The organism is Streptomyces sp. NPDC005202, assembly GCF_040608235.1.
In the GTDB taxonomy this organism is placed as follows: domain Bacteria; phylum Actinomycetota; class Actinomycetes; order Streptomycetales; family Streptomycetaceae; genus Streptomyces.
This window is the reverse complement of record NZ_JBEXHW010000017.1, coordinates 120502-134755: the sequence shown is the minus strand read 5'-3', so window position 1 is coordinate 134755 and position 14254 is coordinate 120502. Positions and strand designations below refer to the sequence as shown.

Below are 14254 nucleotides of genomic sequence, written 5' to 3'. Positions count from 1 at the left end.
GGGTCAACGTCATGTGGGCCCTCCTGCGTGACGGACGGTGCTACGACCCCATACCGCCCGTCACGTCCGCCGCTTGACATCTCCATTAGGAATCGAAGCCCTCCGCCGCCCGCTTCTCCCGCAGCTCCATGATCGCCCGGCGGCGGGCCAGGCGGTGGGTGCGGCGGATCTGGGCCTCCTGGTAGCGCCGCTTGTCCTGCTCGGTCTCCGGGATGACCGGCGGCACCGGGCGCGGCTTGCCGTCGGCGTCCACCGCGGCGAAGACCAGGTAGGCCGAGCCGACCTGGGTGGGCGGGGTCGACTCGTTCCAGCGCTCGGCCAGGACTCGCACACCGACCTCCATCGAGGTCCGGCCGGTCCAGTTGACCTGGGCCTTCACATGGACCAGGTCGCCGACGCGGACCGGCTCGAGGAACGCCATCTCGTCCATGGATGCGGTGACCGCGGGCCCGCCGCTGTGCCGGCCGGCCACGGCGCCCGCCGCGTCGTCGACCAGCTTCATGATCACACCGCCGTGCACCGTGCCCAGGAGGTTGGTGTCGTTGTGGGTCATGATGTGGCTCAGGGTGGTCCGGGACGCCGAGGTCGGCTTGCCCGGGATGTCCGGGGTTTCGGATTCCACGGCAGGGGCCTGGTCTGTCATGGCCTCCACCTTATGCCGAGGCGACATCGGGGGGACTTTGTGTCAGCTTCGCAACAGCGCTGCCCCTATTTTCCGACGACCCTTGTAAGGCACACAGCTACGCCCGGCACACTGGGGCCCATGAACGATTGGCCCGAGGCATGGTCCGACGACAACCGCGGCACCCGGTACGGACGCGGCAGTGCCGGCGCACAGCCGGAGGGCGCGCGCGTGATGCGCCAGGTGCGGCGCGGCCCGGCGGCACCGCCCGGCCAAGGCGCCTACGGGGGCCCCGGTCCCTCGGCGCCGCCGTACGGGGTCCCGCCGCAGCCGTCGTACGCCGACGGCCGGGGACACGACGGCGCCGGCGACTACAACGGGTACGACAGCGGCTACAACACCGGCCAGGTCTACGGCCGGCCGGGCGGCGGCGGCCCGGACGGCCCGGGCGGACCCGGTGAGGGCTACACCCGCGGTCTGCGGCCCGCGCCGAACTGGCGCCGCCGGATCAAGTGGACCGCGATCACACTGGTCACCGTGATGGTGGTCACGTCGGTGGCGACCTACTTCTGGGCCGACTCCAAGCTCAACCGCGAGGTCGACCTGTCGAAGGTCATCGACCGTCCGGCCGCGGGCCAGGGCACGAACTACCTGATCGTCGGCTCCGACAGCCGCGCCGGGCTGTCCGCCCAGGACAAGAAGAAGCTGCACACCGGGTCCGCCGAAGGCAAGCGGACGGACTCGATGATGATCCTGCACGTCGGGGACAACGGCGACACGCTGATCTCCCTGCCGCGTGACTCGGACGTGGAGATACCGACGTACGTCGGCTCCGAGTCCGGGAAGACCTTCAAGGGCACGGGCCGCCATGTGAAGCTGAACGCCGCGTACGCCGAGGACGGGCCGACCCTGCTGGTGCGCACGATCGAGTACAACACCGGCCTGCACATCGACCACTACGTCGAGATCGGCTTCGCCGGCTTCGCGAACATCGTGGACGCGGTCGGCGGTGTCACGATCGACATCGACAAGGGCTTCAAGGACAAGTACTCGGGCGCGAACTTCAAGGCGGGCAAGCAGAAGCTGAACGGCGAGCAGGCCCTGGCCTTCGTCCGCACCCGGCACGCCTTCGCCGCCTCCGACCTGCAGCGCACGAAGAACCAGCAGAAGTTCCTCTCCGCCCTGGCCCACCAGGTCGCCACCCCGTCGACGGTCCTGAACCCCTTCAAGTTCTACCCGACCATGGGTGCGGGCCTGGACTCCCTGATCGTCGACAAGGACATGGGCCTGTGGGACCTGGCGTCCATGTTCTGGGCGATGAAGGGCGTCAGCGGCGGCGACGGCACGTCCATGAACATGCCGATCTCCGGCTCCACGGGCGGCAACCTCGTCTGGGACAAGGCGAAGGTGAAGACCCTGGTGGACGAGCTGAAGAACGACCAGAAGGTGACCGTCTCCGGCAACTGAGCCGCGGGCGCAGCGTTCGCGGGCCGGGCGGATCAGTCGCGGAGGCTGATGCGCCCGCGTCGGCGCGGGCCGTCGAACTTCGAGCGGTCGACGACCGGCTTCGGCGCCGACTCGGCGGCGATGCTCTTCCCGCCGGGCCCCGAGGGCCGGCCGCTGCGCCACGTCCTCGATGCTCCGAGCGACCGCATGGCGGTCCATCAGGTCCGGTGGTTCACCGGCACGCAACGGCATCCGGTGCAGGAGTTGATGGACCGCGCCTACGGTTTCGGCTTCTCCTGGGTGTGGGCGACGAAGGACTGACCCCCGCGGGCGGTACGACGGATCAAGGGCACCCCACCGGATGCCCTTGAAACCGGTCGGGCTCAGGTCACATCCTGGCGCCCGCCATCGTGCGGCACATCTCCGCGCAGCGGCGACACGCCTCGGCGCAGCGCATCATCGTCTTGTCGTCGGGCATGGACATACACGCCTCGGCGCACATGTCGCAGGCCTTGGCGCACATCGCGCACATCTCCGGCGCCATGGGCGAGCGGCGCATCATCATGTCGGCGCACATGCGGGTCATCTCGGAGCAGTCCATGAGCGCGCGCATGATCTGCATCTGCGCCTGGCCGCCCATCTGCATGCAGGAGCTCATGGCCTCCTCGCACACGGTGTGGCAGGCCATGCACGCCTCGACGCAGTCCTGCATCTCCTTGCTCATGGGGGTCATCATTCTGGGCTGGGTCATGGCTCCTCCTGGGGGACGACAGGGCGCCGGGGCGGGCCCCGTGTACTTCCGTCGTACGCCCGACCGGCGTCCCGCGCCATCGGGCGGACGGGAACAATCCGGAACAGATGCCTCACCGTGCCCGGCTCCCGGGCCCGTCTGCGGAGATCGGGCCGCAGGTCCGTTGGAGTTACGGCTTTCTGCCGACACCGCCGAAGTGGGTGACGTCCACGATCGCCGTGTCCGTGTCGTCGGGGCGCCAGCGGGAGCAGGAGACGATGCCGGGTTCGAGGACCTCGACCCGGTCGAAGAGCCGGACGAGCTCGGCGCGGCTGCGCAGGGTCATCTGCGCCGACCCCTGGCCGTTCCAGTACTCCACCGCCTGGGTCATCGCCTCGCCGTCGACCTCCGTGGTGGGGTGGGAGACGACGAGGTGGCTGCCGGAGGGTACGGCGTCCAGGAGCCGGTGCACGATGGAGACGGCCTCGTCGGTGTCCAGGACGAAGTTCAGGATGCCCAGCATGGTGATCGCGACCGGCCGCCCGAAGTCCAGCGTCCGGGCGGCACCCCTCAGGATCGCCTCGGGGTCGTGCACGTCCGCGTCGATGTAGTCGGTGGCCCCTTCGGGTGTGCTGGTGAGCAGGGCGCTGGCATGCGCGAGCACGAGGGGGTCGTTGTCGACGTAGACGATCCGGCAGGACGCATCGACGCGCTGGGCGACCTCGTGGGTGTTGTCGGCGGTCGGCAGTCCGGTGCCGATGTCCAGGAACTGCCGCACCCCGGCCTCCCCGGCGAGGAACCGCACCGCGCGTGCCAGGAAACGCCGGTCCGCGACCGCCGAGCGGGGCAGCTCCGGCACGAAGGAGAGGATCTGGTCGCCGACCTGCTGATCGACCGGGTAGTTGTCCTTGCCGCCCAGCCAGTAGTTCCAGATCCGGGCCGAGTGCGACACGTCGCTCCGCAGCCGTGCCGTGCGCGCGACTCCTTCGTCCCGCGATTCCGAGAGGTCGGACATGGCGTCTGGTCTCCTTCGGGCAGCACTGATCAGGTGCGCACCAACCTAGACACACGTCACCCACCCTGCCTGACACTTGGCCAACTCCACGGCCGGGCAACCGCAAACCGTACGAACGCCGGGCAACCGCAAACCGTACGAACACAGCCCCCGGCGTCCACCGGGGGCTGCGCAGGCCGACCGCTTACGGCTTACGGCTCACGGCTTACGGCTTACCGCTTACCGCTTACCGCTTACCGCTTACCGCTTACGGCAGGTTGCGGGCCATCACGATCCGCTGGACCTGGTTCGTTCCTTCATAAATCTGCGTAATCTTGGCGTCGCGCATCATGCGCTCGACCGGGTAGTCGCGGGTGTAGCCGTAGCCGCCGAGGAGCTGGACCGCGTCCGTGGTGACCTCCATGGCGACGTCCGAGGCGAAGCACTTGGCCGCGGCGCCGTGGAAGGTCAGGTCGCTGTCGCCGCGCTCGGACTTGGCGGCCGCCGCGTAGGTCAGCTGGCGGGCGGCCTCGATCTTCATGGCCATGTCGGCGAGCATGAACTGGATGCCCTGGAAGTCGGCGATCGGCTTGCCGAACTGCTTGCGCTCCTGGACGTAGCCCTTGGCGTAGTCGAGGGCACCCTGGGCGATGCCGAGGGCCTGGGCGGCGATGGTGATGCGGGTGTGGTCCAGCGTCTTCATCGCCGTCGCGAAGCCGGTGCCCTCCTCGCCGATCATGCGGTCGGCAGGGATGCGGACGTTGTCCAGGTAGACCTCGCGGGTCGGGGAGCCCTTGATGCCGAGCTTCTTCTCGGGGGCGCCGAAGGAGACGCCCTCGTCCGACTTCTCGACGACGAAGGCGGAGATGCCCTTGGAGCGCTTCTCGGGGTCGGTGACCGCCATCACCGTGTAGTACTCGGAGACGCCCGCGTTGGTGATCCAGCGCTTGACGCCGTTGAGGACCCAGTGGTCGCCGTCGCGGACCGCGCGGGTCTTCATGCCGGCCGCGTCCGAGCCGGCCTCCGGCTCGGAGAGGCAGTACGAGAACATCCCGTCGCCCTTGGCGAGCGGGGTCATGTACTTCTTCTTCAGCTCCTCGGAGCCGGAGAGGATCACCGGGAGCGAGCCCAGCTTGTTCACGGCGGGGATGAGGGAGGAGCTCGCGCAGACGCGGGCGACCTCCTCGATCACGATCACCGTGGCCAGCGCGTCCGCGCCCGCGCCGCCGTACTCCTCGGGTACGTGCACGGCGTGCAGGTCGTTGGCGACCAGGGCGTCGAGCGCCTCCTGCGGGAAGCGGGCCTCCTCGTCCACCGCGGCGGCGTACGGCGCGATCTTCGCCTCGGCCAGCGAGCGGACGGCGTCGCGGAGCATGTCGTGCTCCTCGGACGGGCGGTACAGGTCGAAGTCAGCCGATCCGGCCAAGGTCTCTCACGCTCCAAAGACGACCACTGATGACGCTAATTACCGTTAAGTAACTCAAATTTTAGGGGCCTGCCTACGCCAGTGATACGTGAGCTTGGCGACAGCGGGGACATTGCCCGGCGAAGGCCTTGTGCATGCCCCGGATATGCTCAGGCACCGCATTACCATCGTCCCTCCTGGAGCACCCATGAGCCTGAAGATCACCGTGATCGGCACCGGCTATCTCGGCGCCACGCACGCCGCGGCCATGGCCGAGCTGGGGTTCGAGGTGCTGGGGCTGGACGTCGTCCCCGAGAAGATCGAGATGCTTCAGCGGGGCGAGGTCCCGATGTACGAGCCCGGCCTGGAGGAGCTGCTGCGCAGGCACGTGGCCGGCATCGAGGGCTCCACCGGGCGGCTGCGCTTCACGATGGACTGGGCGGAGGTGGCCGCGTTCGGCGACATCCATTTCATCTGCGTGAACACTCCGCAGAAGCACGGCGAGTACGCCTGCGACATGTCGTACGTCGACTCTGCGGTCACCTCGCTCGCCCCGCACCTGACCGGCCCCGCCCTCGTCGTCGGCAAGTCGACCGTGCCGGTCGGCTCCGCGGACCGCCTGGCCCGGACGATCGTCGAGCTCGCGCCCGCCGGCGAGGACGCCGAGCTGGCCTGGAACCCGGAGTTCCTGCGCGAGGGCTTCGCGGTCGAGGACACGCTGCACCCGGACCGGATCGTGGTCGGCGTGCGCAGCGAGCGGGCAGAGAAGCTGCTGCGCGAGGTGTACGCGACGCCGATCTCCGAGGGCACCCCCTTCGTCGTCACCGACTTCCCGACCGCGGAGCTGGTGAAGACCTCAGCGAACTCCTTCCTCGCCACCAAGATCTCCTTCATCAACGCGATGGCGGAGGTGTGCGAGGCCGCGGGCGGGGACGTCGCCAAGCTGGCGGAGGCGATCGGGTACGACGACCGGATCGGCAAGAAGTTCCTGCGGGCCGGGATCGGCTTCGGCGGCGGCTGCCTGCCCAAGGACATCCGTGCCTTCATGGCGCGCGCCGGTGAGCTGGGCGCGGACCAGGCGCTGACCTTCCTGCGCGAGATCGACTCCATCAACATGCGCCAGCGCGGGCAGATGGTGGAGCTCGCGCGGCAGGCGCTGGGCGGCGGGCCGTTCCTCGGCAAGCGGGTCGCGGTGCTCGGCGCCACGTTCAAGCCCGACTCGGACGACGTGCGCGACTCGCCCGCCCTCAACGTCGCCGGCCAGATACATCTGCAGGGCGGCCAGGTGACGGTGTACGACCCCAAGGGCATGGACAACGCCCGCCGGATCTTCCCGACGCTCGGCTACGCCGACTCCGCGCTGGAGGCCGTCCGGGGCGCCGATGTCGTCCTGCACCTGACCGAGTGGCGGGAGTTCCGCGAGCTGGACCCGGCCGAGCTCGGCGAGGTCGTGGCGGCCCGGGTCGTCCTCGACGGGCGCAACGCCCTGGACCCGGAGCTGTGGCGACGGGCCGGGTGGACGTACCGGGCGATGGGGCGTCCGACCGCCTGAGCCGGGCCGTCCCGCCTTGAGTACCGGGTGACGCCGGTTCGGCCGAGGCTCAGTCGGCCGAACCGGCGTCTTGTTGCATTCTGCACCACATGGCCACCGCGTGGCCCATGAACTCCCTGTGGATCACGGCGCCTTCGCCCGGTACCGGCGCATCTTCGCGCGCGCCCCGCACACCTGCATCGAGCACCAGCGGCCGCGGCCGGCCGGGCTGCGGTCGTAGTACGCCCAGTGGCAGGTCACCGCCTCGCAGGCCTTCAGCCGGCTCCAGGTGCCCGCGACGAGCGCCTCGGCGACGGCCGCCGCGACGCGGGACAGCAGGGGGCCGGCCTCGGCGGGGGCGAGGGTCGCGGAGCCGTCCCGCTCGTCGACCGACACCAGCAGCGGAGCCCGCGCCAGCAGCTCGCCCAGCGGCGTCACCGCGCGGTGCGGCGGATGGCCGGCGTGGGCGAGCAGCGCGGCGCGCAGTGACTCGCGCAGCTCGCGCGCCTGTGGCAGCTCCTCCTCCGGGATCCCGAAGCGCGCCCGGCCGTCCGCCGTCTCGAGCGAGTCCGTGCCCGTCTCGACGTCCAGCGTGTTCACCAGGGACTCGACCAGAGCCAGGCCCCCCGGCGCGGGCGATCTCTCACTCATGCCAGCGACGGTACCTCGCCCATCCGGTTGCGGCGTTACCCCCAATGGGTAAGCATGCAGTAACCGTAACCGTTACGGGTTACCCGCCTCTATGGGTAACCGCCTGTCTCTGGAGGAAGTCATGGCTCTCGCCAAGCTGGGTGTCGTCGTCCTGGACTGCCCCGACCCGCGCGCACTCGCCGGTTTCTACGCCGAGGTGCTCGGCGGGACCGTCGAGGGCGAGGGCGACTGGGTGGACCTGAAGGTGCCGGGCGGGCAGTCGCTGGCCTTCCAGGCCGCCCCCGGCTTCGTGCCGCCGAAGTGGCCCGCGCCGGACCACTCGCAGCAGTTCCACCTGGACCTCACCGTCGACGACCTCGACGCGGCGGAGCAGGGGGTGCTGGCGCTGGGGGCGAGGCCCCTGGACGCGGAGGACCGCTCGCGCAGCTTCCGGGTTTACGCGGATCCGGCCGGGCACCCGTTCTGTCTCTGCGCCTGCTGACGACGCGTCCTTTTCGCCTGCTGAGACACTTCCTCTCGCCTGCTGAGGCACGTCCTCTCGCCTTCTGAGGCACCTGCTGGCCCGCGTCTCTCCACCTGCTGACATCGGGAGGCCCCATGCCTGCTGTGGCACGTTTCCGTTCCGTCGTGATCGACTGCCCCGACCCCCGCGCGCTCGCCGGCTTCTACGCGCGCGTCGGCGGTGGCACGCCCCGCGCCGAGGACGACGACTGGGTCGTCCTGCAGGTCCCCGACGGGCCGCGGCTCGCCTTCCAGCGGGCGCCCGGATACGCCCCGCCGGAGTGGCCGCGGGCGGACCGGAACTCGCAGCAGTTCCACATCGACTTCGACGCCGGGTCGACCTGGGAGGAGATGGACGCGGCGCACGAGAAGGTGCTGGCGCTGGGCGCGCGCCCGCTGGACCTGGAGGACAGCGAGAAGAAGGACTTCCGCGTGTACGCCGATCCGGCGGGGCATCCGTTCTGCCTGTGCCGGATCGAGCGCCCCTAGCCGAACGCCCGAGCACCCGCGCTACCCGTCCAGCTCGGCGATCCTCGCCGTCGACGGCTCGCGCCGCTGCTGGGCGGCGCGAGCCGTGAAGTCGGCGCCGCGCAGGACGCGCTGGACATTGCCCCAGGTGAGCAGCGCGAGGTCGGACTCCGGCCAGCCGCGGCGCAGCAGTTCGGCGATCAGGTGCGGGTAGCCGGAGGCGTCGCGGAGCTCGAGCGGGTGCGCGGTCCCGGCGTCGTACGTGCCGGACAGCGCGACGCACTCGGGGCCGGCGAGCGCGCGCACGTGGTCGAGGTGGTCGGCGACGTCCCGGACGGAGGGGCCGGTCTGCTCGGCGGTGAGCGGCACCATGCACAGGCCCTTGGCGGCGCCCAGCTCGGCGAGCAGGTCGTCGGGCAGGTTGGCCGGGTGGGGGCGCAGGGCGAGGGCGGCGGAGCGGGTGCACACCACCGGCGCCTTGGAGGCCGCGAAGGCGCGGCGCGTGGTCTCCGCGGAGGCGCCGGAGAGGTCGGCGAGGACGCCGAGCCGGTTCATCTCCCGGATCACCTCCTCGCCGAACCGGGTCAGCCCCACCTCGCTGGCCCAGGAGGCACCGGACAGCGTCAGGACGCGCAGGCCGAGGGCGTGCAGGGAGCGCAGGATGCCCAGCGAGTCGCCGAGCGCGGCGGCTCCGGCGGGGCCGAGCAGCACGGCGACGCGGCCGCAGTGGCGCACATCGGCGACCTCCCCGGCGGTGTGCGCCAGCCGCAGGCCTTCGGGGTGCGCGTCGACCACCGTCTTCACCAGGTCCAGCTGCTCCAGGGTCGCGCCCACGGCCCGGTCGCCGGCCAGCCCCTCCGGCAGGTGGGCGGACCAGAACACTGCGCCGACGTGGCCCTCGCGCAGCCGGGGCACGTCCGTTTCGAGGGCGCTCTCGCCCAGCTCCAGGTCGTACCAGGCAAGGTGCCGCAGCGCCCATGGCAGGCCGCAGTAGCCGTCCGCGACGGGGTGGGCGGCAAGCAGGGCGTGGGCCTGCTCCAGGGGTTCGGCATGGGGGTCGGTGACGGGGGTGTACGGCTCCGCCGGGAAGGGCCCCTCGATCAGGGCGTCGAGTTCGTCGACCTCGGTCGGCGCGTGCAGTTGATCCTGGAGGTCGGCCATGGCACTCCGTACGTCGGGACCACGTCGTGATCGCAGTGGTGAGCGCGGTACGGTCACCGTCGCACGGAGCCGAGGGGGCTTCCTGGTGGGTGGGGCGTTCGGGGGTACGGCCCGAAGGGCCGGGGTCAGCGCTCCTGTGCCGCCTCGATCACTTCGTCCAGGGTGTCGCGGGAGCGGACCAGGTCGGCGATCATCCGGTCGATGCGGTCGCGCTCCGCGCCGAGGTCCTCGACCAGCTTCGGCGTGGCGATGGCGGACGGTCCCCCGTCTGCGTCCCGCATGCACGGCAGCAGTTGCGCGATCTTCGTGCTGTGCAGCCCGGCCGCGAACAGTTCCTGGATCCGGACGACCCGGTCGACGGCCGCCTCCGGGTACTCGCGGTGCCCGCCGGGCGTGCGCTCGCTCGTCAGCAGCCCCTGGGTCTCGTAGTACCGCAGCGACCGCTCGCTCACTCCGGTGCGCCGGGCCAGTTCACCGATCCGCATGCCCACCCCGCTCAAGGCCGTCGGGACTTGATTCTGACATCAGTGTCAGGTTCTAGCGTACGGGCATGACGACCACGACAGCACTCTTCGAGCCCGCCCGTGTCAGCCCCGTGGACCTGCCCAACCGTCTGGTGACGGCCCCGCTGACGAGGAACCGGGCGGCGGCGGACGGCACCCCGACCCCGATCATGGCCACCTACTACGCCCAGCGCGCCTCGGCGGGACTGATCATCGCCGAGGCCTCGACGCCGAACGCGGTCGGACAGACGTATCCGAACATCACCGCGATCCACTCCCCGGCCCACGTGGCCGGCTGGCGGCGCGTCACCGACGCCGTGCGGGCCGCCGGAGGCCGGATGTTCCTGCAACTCCAGCACGGCGGACGGGTCGGCCACCCCGCCACCAGCGGACTGGTCCCGCTCGCCCCCTCGCCCGTGCCGCTCCCGGAGACGATCTTCACGCCCGGGGGACACCGGCCCGCCGTCGTGCCCCGCGAGATGACGACCGATCAGATCCGGTCCACCGTCGCCGACTTCGCGGCCGCGGCGCGCAAGGCCCGCGACGCCGGGTTCGAAGGTGTGGAGGTGCACGCCGCCAACGGGCACCTCCTGCACCAGTTCCTGGCCCGCGGCACCAACCGGCGCACGGACGCCTACGGCGGACCGGTCAGCGGCCGGATCCGGTTCGTGGTCGAGGTGACCGAGGCCGTCGCCGCGGCGATCGGGCCCGAGCAGGTGGGCGTGCGCATCTCCCCCGGCAGCACCGTCAACGGCATCGAGGAGGGCGACACCGACGCGATCCACGCGACGCTGGTCGCGGCGCTCGGCGGGCTGGGACTCGCGTACCTGCACATCGTGCACGCCGATCCGGAGGCCGCCCTGTTCCGCCGGATCCGCGCGGACTGGCCGGGCACACTGATCGCCAACCCCGTGCTGCCCGAGATCTCCACGGAGGCCGTGGGCCGCGAGTCCGCCCGCCTCCTGGCGGCGGGGGCCGACCTGATCGCCCTCGGCCGACCGTTCCTCGCCAACCCCGACCTGGTCGCCCGGCTGCGCCTGGGCGCTCCGCTCAACCAGGTGCGGGACCGGTACCTGATGTACGTGGGCGGGGCGACCGGGTACACCGACTACCCAGCCCTCGGCGATCAGCCGTCGAGCTCCTCGATGGTGGCGTTGGACGGGCCGCGCGTGGCCTGAAGGCCGCGGGCCACGTCCTCGGCCGCGCCCAGCACCCGGACCGCGTTCTGCCAGGTCAGCTTGGCCAGGTCGGCCCGGGACCAGCCGCGGTCCATGAGCTCGGCGATCAGGTTCGGGTAGCCGGAGACGTCGTTCAGGCCGTCGGGGGTGAAGGCCGTGCCGTCGTAGTCGCCGCCGATGCCGAGGTGGTCGACGCCCGCGACCTCGCGCATGTGGTCGAGGTGGTCCGCCACCGTGGCCACCGTGGCGACCGGGCGCGGGTTGCGCTCCTCGAAGGCGCGGTGCACCTTCATCGCCTCCGGGGTGGTGTCGAGGTGGTGGAAGCCGTGCGCGCGCATGTTCTCGTCCGCGGCGGCCGTCCAGTCGACGGCGGCCTGGAGCACGAACTTCGGCACGAACGTCACCATCGCCACACCGCCGTTGGCGGGCAGGCGCTCCAGCACGTCGTCCGGGATGTTGCGCGGGTGGTCGCACACCGCCCGCGACGACGAGTGGGAGAAGATCACCGGCGCGCTCGTCGTGTCCAGCGCGTCCCGCATGGTCGTCGCCGCCACGTGGGACAGGTCGACCAGCATGCCGAGGCGGTTCATCTCCCGGACCACCTCACGGCCGAAGGCCGACAGTCCGCCGACGCCCGGCTCGTCGGTCGCCGAGTCCGCCCACGCCACGTTGTCGTTGTGGGTGAGGGTCATGTAGCGGACGCCGAGCGCGTACAACCCGCGCAGCGTGCCGAGGGAGTCGGCGATGGAATGGCCGCCCTCGGCGCCCATGAGCGAGGCGATACGGCCCTCCGCGCGCGCGGCCTCCATGTCGGCGGCCGTCAGGGCGGGCCTGAGGTCCTGCGGGTGGCGGGCGACCAACTGCCGTACGCAGTCGATCTGTTCCAGCGTCGCCGGCACCGGGTCGGGCAGGTCCGCGCGGACGTACACCGACCAGTACTGCGCGCCGACGCCGCCCGCGCGCAGGCGCGGGATGTCGGTGTGCAGGTGGGCGTTCTGGTGGGTGGCGATGTCGCGGGAGTCGAGGTCGTAGCGGACCTGCTCGCGCAGCGCCCAGGGCAGGTCGTTGTGGCCGTCGACGACCGGGAACTCGCGCAGGAGTTCGCGGGCTGCCTCCAGGGAGCTCACCGCGGTCACTTCCCCGTGCCGAAGCCGAAGCCGGCCGCCGCGCCCTCGGCCTTGGCGCGCAGCCGCTTGCCCTTCTCGGTGGCCTGGTCGTTGAGGTCCTGCTGGAACTCCCGCATCCGGCCGAGGAGTTCCTCGTCGTGCGCGGCGAGGATGCGGGCCGCGAGCAGACCGGCGTTGCGGGCACCGCCGATGGACACGGTCGCCACGGGAACACCGGCCGGCATCTGCACGATCGACAGCAGCGAGTCCATGCCGTCGAGGTACTTCAGCGGCACCGGGACGCCGATGACGGGCAGCGGGGTGACGGAGGCGAGCATGCCGGGCAGGTGGGCGGCGCCCCCGGCCCCGGCGATGATCACCTTCAGTCCGCGGTCCGCGGCCTGCTCGCCGTACGTGATCATCTCGCGCGGCATGCGGTGCGCGGAGACGACGTCGACCGCGTACGCGATCTCGAACTCGTCGAGTGCCTTGGCGGCGGCCTCCATGACGGGCCAGTCGGAGTCCGACCCCATGACGATGCCGACCAAGGGGAAGGGGCGCGCGTCAGCGCTCGTCGAGGGGTGGCGGTCGGGCGACGGGTGGGCGGGGCTCATTCGGTGATGGTGCCTCTCAGGTAGCCGGCAGCGTGACGGGCGCGCTCCAGCACGTCGTCCAGGTCGTCGCCGTAGGTGTTGACGTGACCGACCTTGCGGCCGGGCTTCACGTCCTTGCCGTACATGTGGATCTTGAGCTGGGGGTCGCGGGCCATGCAGTGCAGGTACGCGGAGTACATGTCCGGGTAGTCGCCGCCGAGGACGTTCACCATGACCGTCCACTTCGCGCGCGGGCGCGGGTCACCGAGCGGCAGGTCGAGGACCGCGCGGACGTGGTTGGCGAACTGGGAGGTGATCGCACCGTCCTGGGTCCAGTGGCCCGAGTTGTGCGGGCGCATCGCGAGCTCGTTGACGAGGATGCGGCCGTCGCGGGTCTGGAACAGCTCGACGGCGAGGTGACCGACGACGCCGAGCTCCTTGGCGATGGTCAGGGCCAGCTGCTCGGCCTGGAGGGCGAGCTCCTCGTCCAGGTCGGGGGCCGGGGCGATCACGGTGTCGCAGACGCCGTTCACCTGCCGGGACTCCACGACCGGGTACGCCACCGCCTGGCCGTGCGGCGACCGGACGACATTGGCGGCCAGCTCCCGGACAAAGTCGACCTTCTCCTCAGCGAGAACAGGGACGCCGGCGCGGAAGGGGTCGGCTGCCTCCTCGGCGGAGTCGACCACCCACACGCCCTTGCCGTCGTAGCCGCCGCGGACGGTCTTGAGGACCACTGGGAATCCATCGCCCTCCGCGGCGAAGGCGGCCACGTCCTCGGGATCGGAGACGATCCGGTGCCGCGGGCACGGCACGCCGATCGCGTCCAGCTTCGCGCGCATCACGCCCTTGTCCTGGGCGTGCACGAGCGCGTCCGGGCCCGGGCGCACGGGGATGCCGTCCGCCTCCAGGGCCCGCAGGTGCTCGGTGGGGACGTGCTCGTGATCGAAGGTGATCACGTCGCAGCCCCGTGCGAAGGCACGCAGCGTCTCCAGGTCGCGGTAGTCGCCGATGACGACGTCGTTCACGACCTGCGCTGCGGAGTCCTGAGGGGTGTCACTGAGGAGCTTGAACCTGATGCCCAACGGGATGCCCGCCTCGTGTGTCATACGAGCGAGCTGGCCCCCGCCGACCATACCGACTACCGGGAACGTCACGCTCCCAGAGTATCGGCCGCGCCACGGCGGCTGGATTCCACGTGTCCCACCAGGGCTCTTACCGACCGTTTTGGCATCTCTTTCCTGCCTTTTCCTGGACTCTTTCCGACCCGTTCCCAAGCTGTGAGCCCGTCCGCGGGCGCGAGCGCGGGCCGCTGGTTAGCATGGCTGGGTTGACGAAAGCTGGGTTGACGAAACCTACGGACGG

16 protein-coding genes are annotated in these 14254 nt (G+C 70.9%); 6 read left to right on the top strand and 10 right to left on the bottom strand.

The genetic code is table 11. From position 1 onward, the window contains the following. Positions 1 to 85 precede the first annotated feature (85 nt). On the bottom strand, positions 86 to 643 hold the full coding sequence (locus ABZV31_RS23700; RefSeq protein WP_355897198.1) for an acyl-CoA thioesterase: 558 nt from the start codon (positions 641 to 643) through the stop codon (positions 86 to 88). A 120-nt stretch (positions 644 to 763) separates the two neighbouring features. Here ABZV31_RS23700 and ABZV31_RS23695 point away from each other — a divergent pair, with 120 nt between their 5' ends. Next, the gene (locus ABZV31_RS23695; protein ID WP_355897195.1) at positions 764 to 2089 is read left to right on the top strand and encodes an LCP family protein; all 1326 of its coding nucleotides are present in this window, start codon (positions 764 to 766) and stop codon (positions 2087 to 2089) included. 48 nt (positions 2090 to 2137) lie between these two features. After that, the gene (locus ABZV31_RS23690) at positions 2138 to 2389 is read left to right on the top strand and encodes a hypothetical protein (RefSeq protein WP_355897193.1); all 252 of its coding nucleotides are present in this window, start codon (positions 2138 to 2140) and stop codon (positions 2387 to 2389) included. Positions 2390 to 2456: 67 nt separating this feature from the next. Here ABZV31_RS23690 and ABZV31_RS23685 read toward each other — a convergent pair whose 3' ends face one another. The 3 genes from ABZV31_RS23685 to ABZV31_RS23675 form a co-directional block, all read right to left on the bottom strand. Further along, complete coding sequence (locus ABZV31_RS23685; RefSeq protein ID WP_355897190.1) at positions 2457 to 2819, bottom strand: four-helix bundle copper-binding protein; 363 nt, start codon at positions 2817 to 2819, stop codon at positions 2457 to 2459. Between the two features lie 169 nt (positions 2820 to 2988). After that, a complete protein-coding gene (locus ABZV31_RS23680) occupies positions 2989 to 3813 on the bottom strand; it encodes an SAM-dependent methyltransferase (RefSeq protein WP_355897187.1) in 825 nt (274 codons plus the stop codon). Between the two features lie 247 nt (positions 3814 to 4060). Next, positions 4061 to 5218, bottom strand: coding sequence for an acyl-CoA dehydrogenase (locus ABZV31_RS23675; protein WP_355897185.1), 1158 nt, complete (start codon positions 5216 to 5218; stop codon positions 4061 to 4063). 187 nt (positions 5219 to 5405) lie between these two features. On the opposite strand from ABZV31_RS23675, the gene ABZV31_RS23670 reads away from it, so the two are divergent. Further along, entirely contained in the window at positions 5406 to 6749 is a 1344-nt protein-coding gene (locus ABZV31_RS23670; RefSeq protein ID WP_355897182.1) for a UDP-glucose/GDP-mannose dehydrogenase family protein, read from the top strand. A gap of 123 nt (positions 6750 to 6872) precedes the next feature. Here the strand turns inward: ABZV31_RS23670 and ABZV31_RS23665 are convergent, their stop codons facing one another. Then, positions 6873 to 7379 (bottom strand): CGNR zinc finger domain-containing protein, encoded by a 507-nt coding sequence (locus ABZV31_RS23665; protein WP_355897180.1) that lies wholly within the window; start codon positions 7377 to 7379, stop codon positions 6873 to 6875. Positions 7380 to 7500: 121 nt separating this feature from the next. On the opposite strand from ABZV31_RS23665, the gene ABZV31_RS23660 reads away from it, so the two are divergent. Further along, a complete protein-coding gene (locus ABZV31_RS23660) occupies positions 7501 to 7860 on the top strand; it encodes a VOC family protein (protein WP_355897177.1) in 360 nt (119 codons plus the stop codon). A gap of 116 nt (positions 7861 to 7976) precedes the next feature. Next, positions 7977 to 8369, top strand: a complete 393-nt coding sequence (locus ABZV31_RS23655) for a VOC family protein (protein WP_355897174.1) — start codon at positions 7977 to 7979, stop codon at positions 8367 to 8369. Positions 8370 to 8390: 21 nt separating this feature from the next. On the opposite strand, the gene ABZV31_RS23650 is transcribed toward ABZV31_RS23655, so the two are convergent. Both ABZV31_RS23650 and ABZV31_RS23645 read right to left on the bottom strand, forming a co-directional pair. Next, positions 8391 to 9509 carry a dipeptidase gene (locus ABZV31_RS23650; RefSeq protein WP_355897171.1) on the bottom strand — a complete coding sequence of 373 codons (1119 nt, stop codon included), beginning with the start codon at positions 9507 to 9509 and terminating at the stop codon, positions 8391 to 8393. Between the two features lie 125 nt (positions 9510 to 9634). Beyond that, positions 9635 to 9994 carry a MerR family transcriptional regulator gene (locus tag ABZV31_RS23645; RefSeq protein ID WP_355897168.1) on the bottom strand — a complete coding sequence of 120 codons (360 nt, stop codon included), beginning with the start codon at positions 9992 to 9994 and terminating at the stop codon, positions 9635 to 9637. Between the two features lie 65 nt (positions 9995 to 10059). On the opposite strand from ABZV31_RS23645, the gene ABZV31_RS23640 reads away from it, so the two are divergent. Then, positions 10060 to 11190 (top strand): alkene reductase, encoded by a 1131-nt coding sequence (locus tag ABZV31_RS23640; RefSeq protein ID WP_355897167.1) that lies wholly within the window; start codon positions 10060 to 10062, stop codon positions 11188 to 11190. Here ABZV31_RS23640 and ABZV31_RS23635 read toward each other — a convergent pair. The 3 genes from ABZV31_RS23635 to ABZV31_RS23625 all read right to left on the bottom strand — a co-directional run bounded on the left by ABZV31_RS23635 (position 11139) and on the right by ABZV31_RS23625 (position 14046). After that, the gene (locus ABZV31_RS23635; RefSeq protein WP_355897165.1) at positions 11139 to 12326 is read right to left on the bottom strand and encodes a dipeptidase; all 1188 of its coding nucleotides are present in this window, start codon (positions 12324 to 12326) and stop codon (positions 11139 to 11141) included. The genes ABZV31_RS23640 and ABZV31_RS23635 overlap by 52 nt on opposite strands. Then, positions 12323 to 12829 (bottom strand): 5-(carboxyamino)imidazole ribonucleotide mutase, encoded by a 507-nt coding sequence (purE, locus tag ABZV31_RS23630; RefSeq protein WP_355897210.1) that lies wholly within the window; start codon positions 12827 to 12829, stop codon positions 12323 to 12325. The genes ABZV31_RS23635 and purE overlap by 4 nt, the downstream gene beginning before the upstream one ends. Before the next feature lie 77 nt (positions 12830 to 12906). After that, on the bottom strand, positions 12907 to 14046 hold the full coding sequence (locus ABZV31_RS23625) for a 5-(carboxyamino)imidazole ribonucleotide synthase (RefSeq protein WP_355897162.1): 1140 nt from the start codon (positions 14044 to 14046) through the stop codon (positions 12907 to 12909). Positions 14047 to 14254 lie beyond the last annotated feature (208 nt).

Coding starts and splice junctions, on each gene's coding strand:
- ABZV31_RS23700 (WP_355897198.1), bottom strand. CDS start 643: ATGACAGACCAGGCCCCTGCCGTGGAATCCGAAACCCCGGACATCCCG.
- ABZV31_RS23695 (WP_355897195.1), top strand. CDS start 764: ATGAACGATTGGCCCGAGGCATGGTCCGACGACAACCGCGGCACCCGG.
- ABZV31_RS23690 (WP_355897193.1), top strand. CDS start 2,138: ATGCGCCCGCGTCGGCGCGGGCCGTCGAACTTCGAGCGGTCGACGACC.
- ABZV31_RS23685 (WP_355897190.1), bottom strand. CDS start 2,819: ATGACCCAGCCCAGAATGATGACCCCCATGAGCAAGGAGATGCAGGAC.
- ABZV31_RS23680 (WP_355897187.1), bottom strand. CDS start 3,813: ATGTCCGACCTCTCGGAATCGCGGGACGAAGGAGTCGCGCGCACGGCA.
- ABZV31_RS23670 (WP_355897182.1), top strand. CDS start 5,406: ATGAGCCTGAAGATCACCGTGATCGGCACCGGCTATCTCGGCGCCACG.
- ABZV31_RS23665 (WP_355897180.1), bottom strand. CDS start 7,379: ATGAGTGAGAGATCGCCCGCGCCGGGGGGCCTGGCTCTGGTCGAGTCC.
- ABZV31_RS23660 (WP_355897177.1), top strand. CDS start 7,501: ATGGCTCTCGCCAAGCTGGGTGTCGTCGTCCTGGACTGCCCCGACCCG.
- ABZV31_RS23655 (WP_355897174.1), top strand. CDS start 7,977: ATGCCTGCTGTGGCACGTTTCCGTTCCGTCGTGATCGACTGCCCCGAC.
- ABZV31_RS23650 (WP_355897171.1), bottom strand. CDS start 9,509: ATGGCCGACCTCCAGGATCAACTGCACGCGCCGACCGAGGTCGACGAA.
- ABZV31_RS23645 (WP_355897168.1), bottom strand. CDS start 9,994: ATGCGGATCGGTGAACTGGCCCGGCGCACCGGAGTGAGCGAGCGGTCG.
- ABZV31_RS23640 (WP_355897167.1), top strand. CDS start 10,060: ATGACGACCACGACAGCACTCTTCGAGCCCGCCCGTGTCAGCCCCGTG.
- purE (WP_355897210.1), bottom strand. CDS start 12,829: ATGGGGTCGGACTCCGACTGGCCCGTCATGGAGGCCGCCGCCAAGGCA.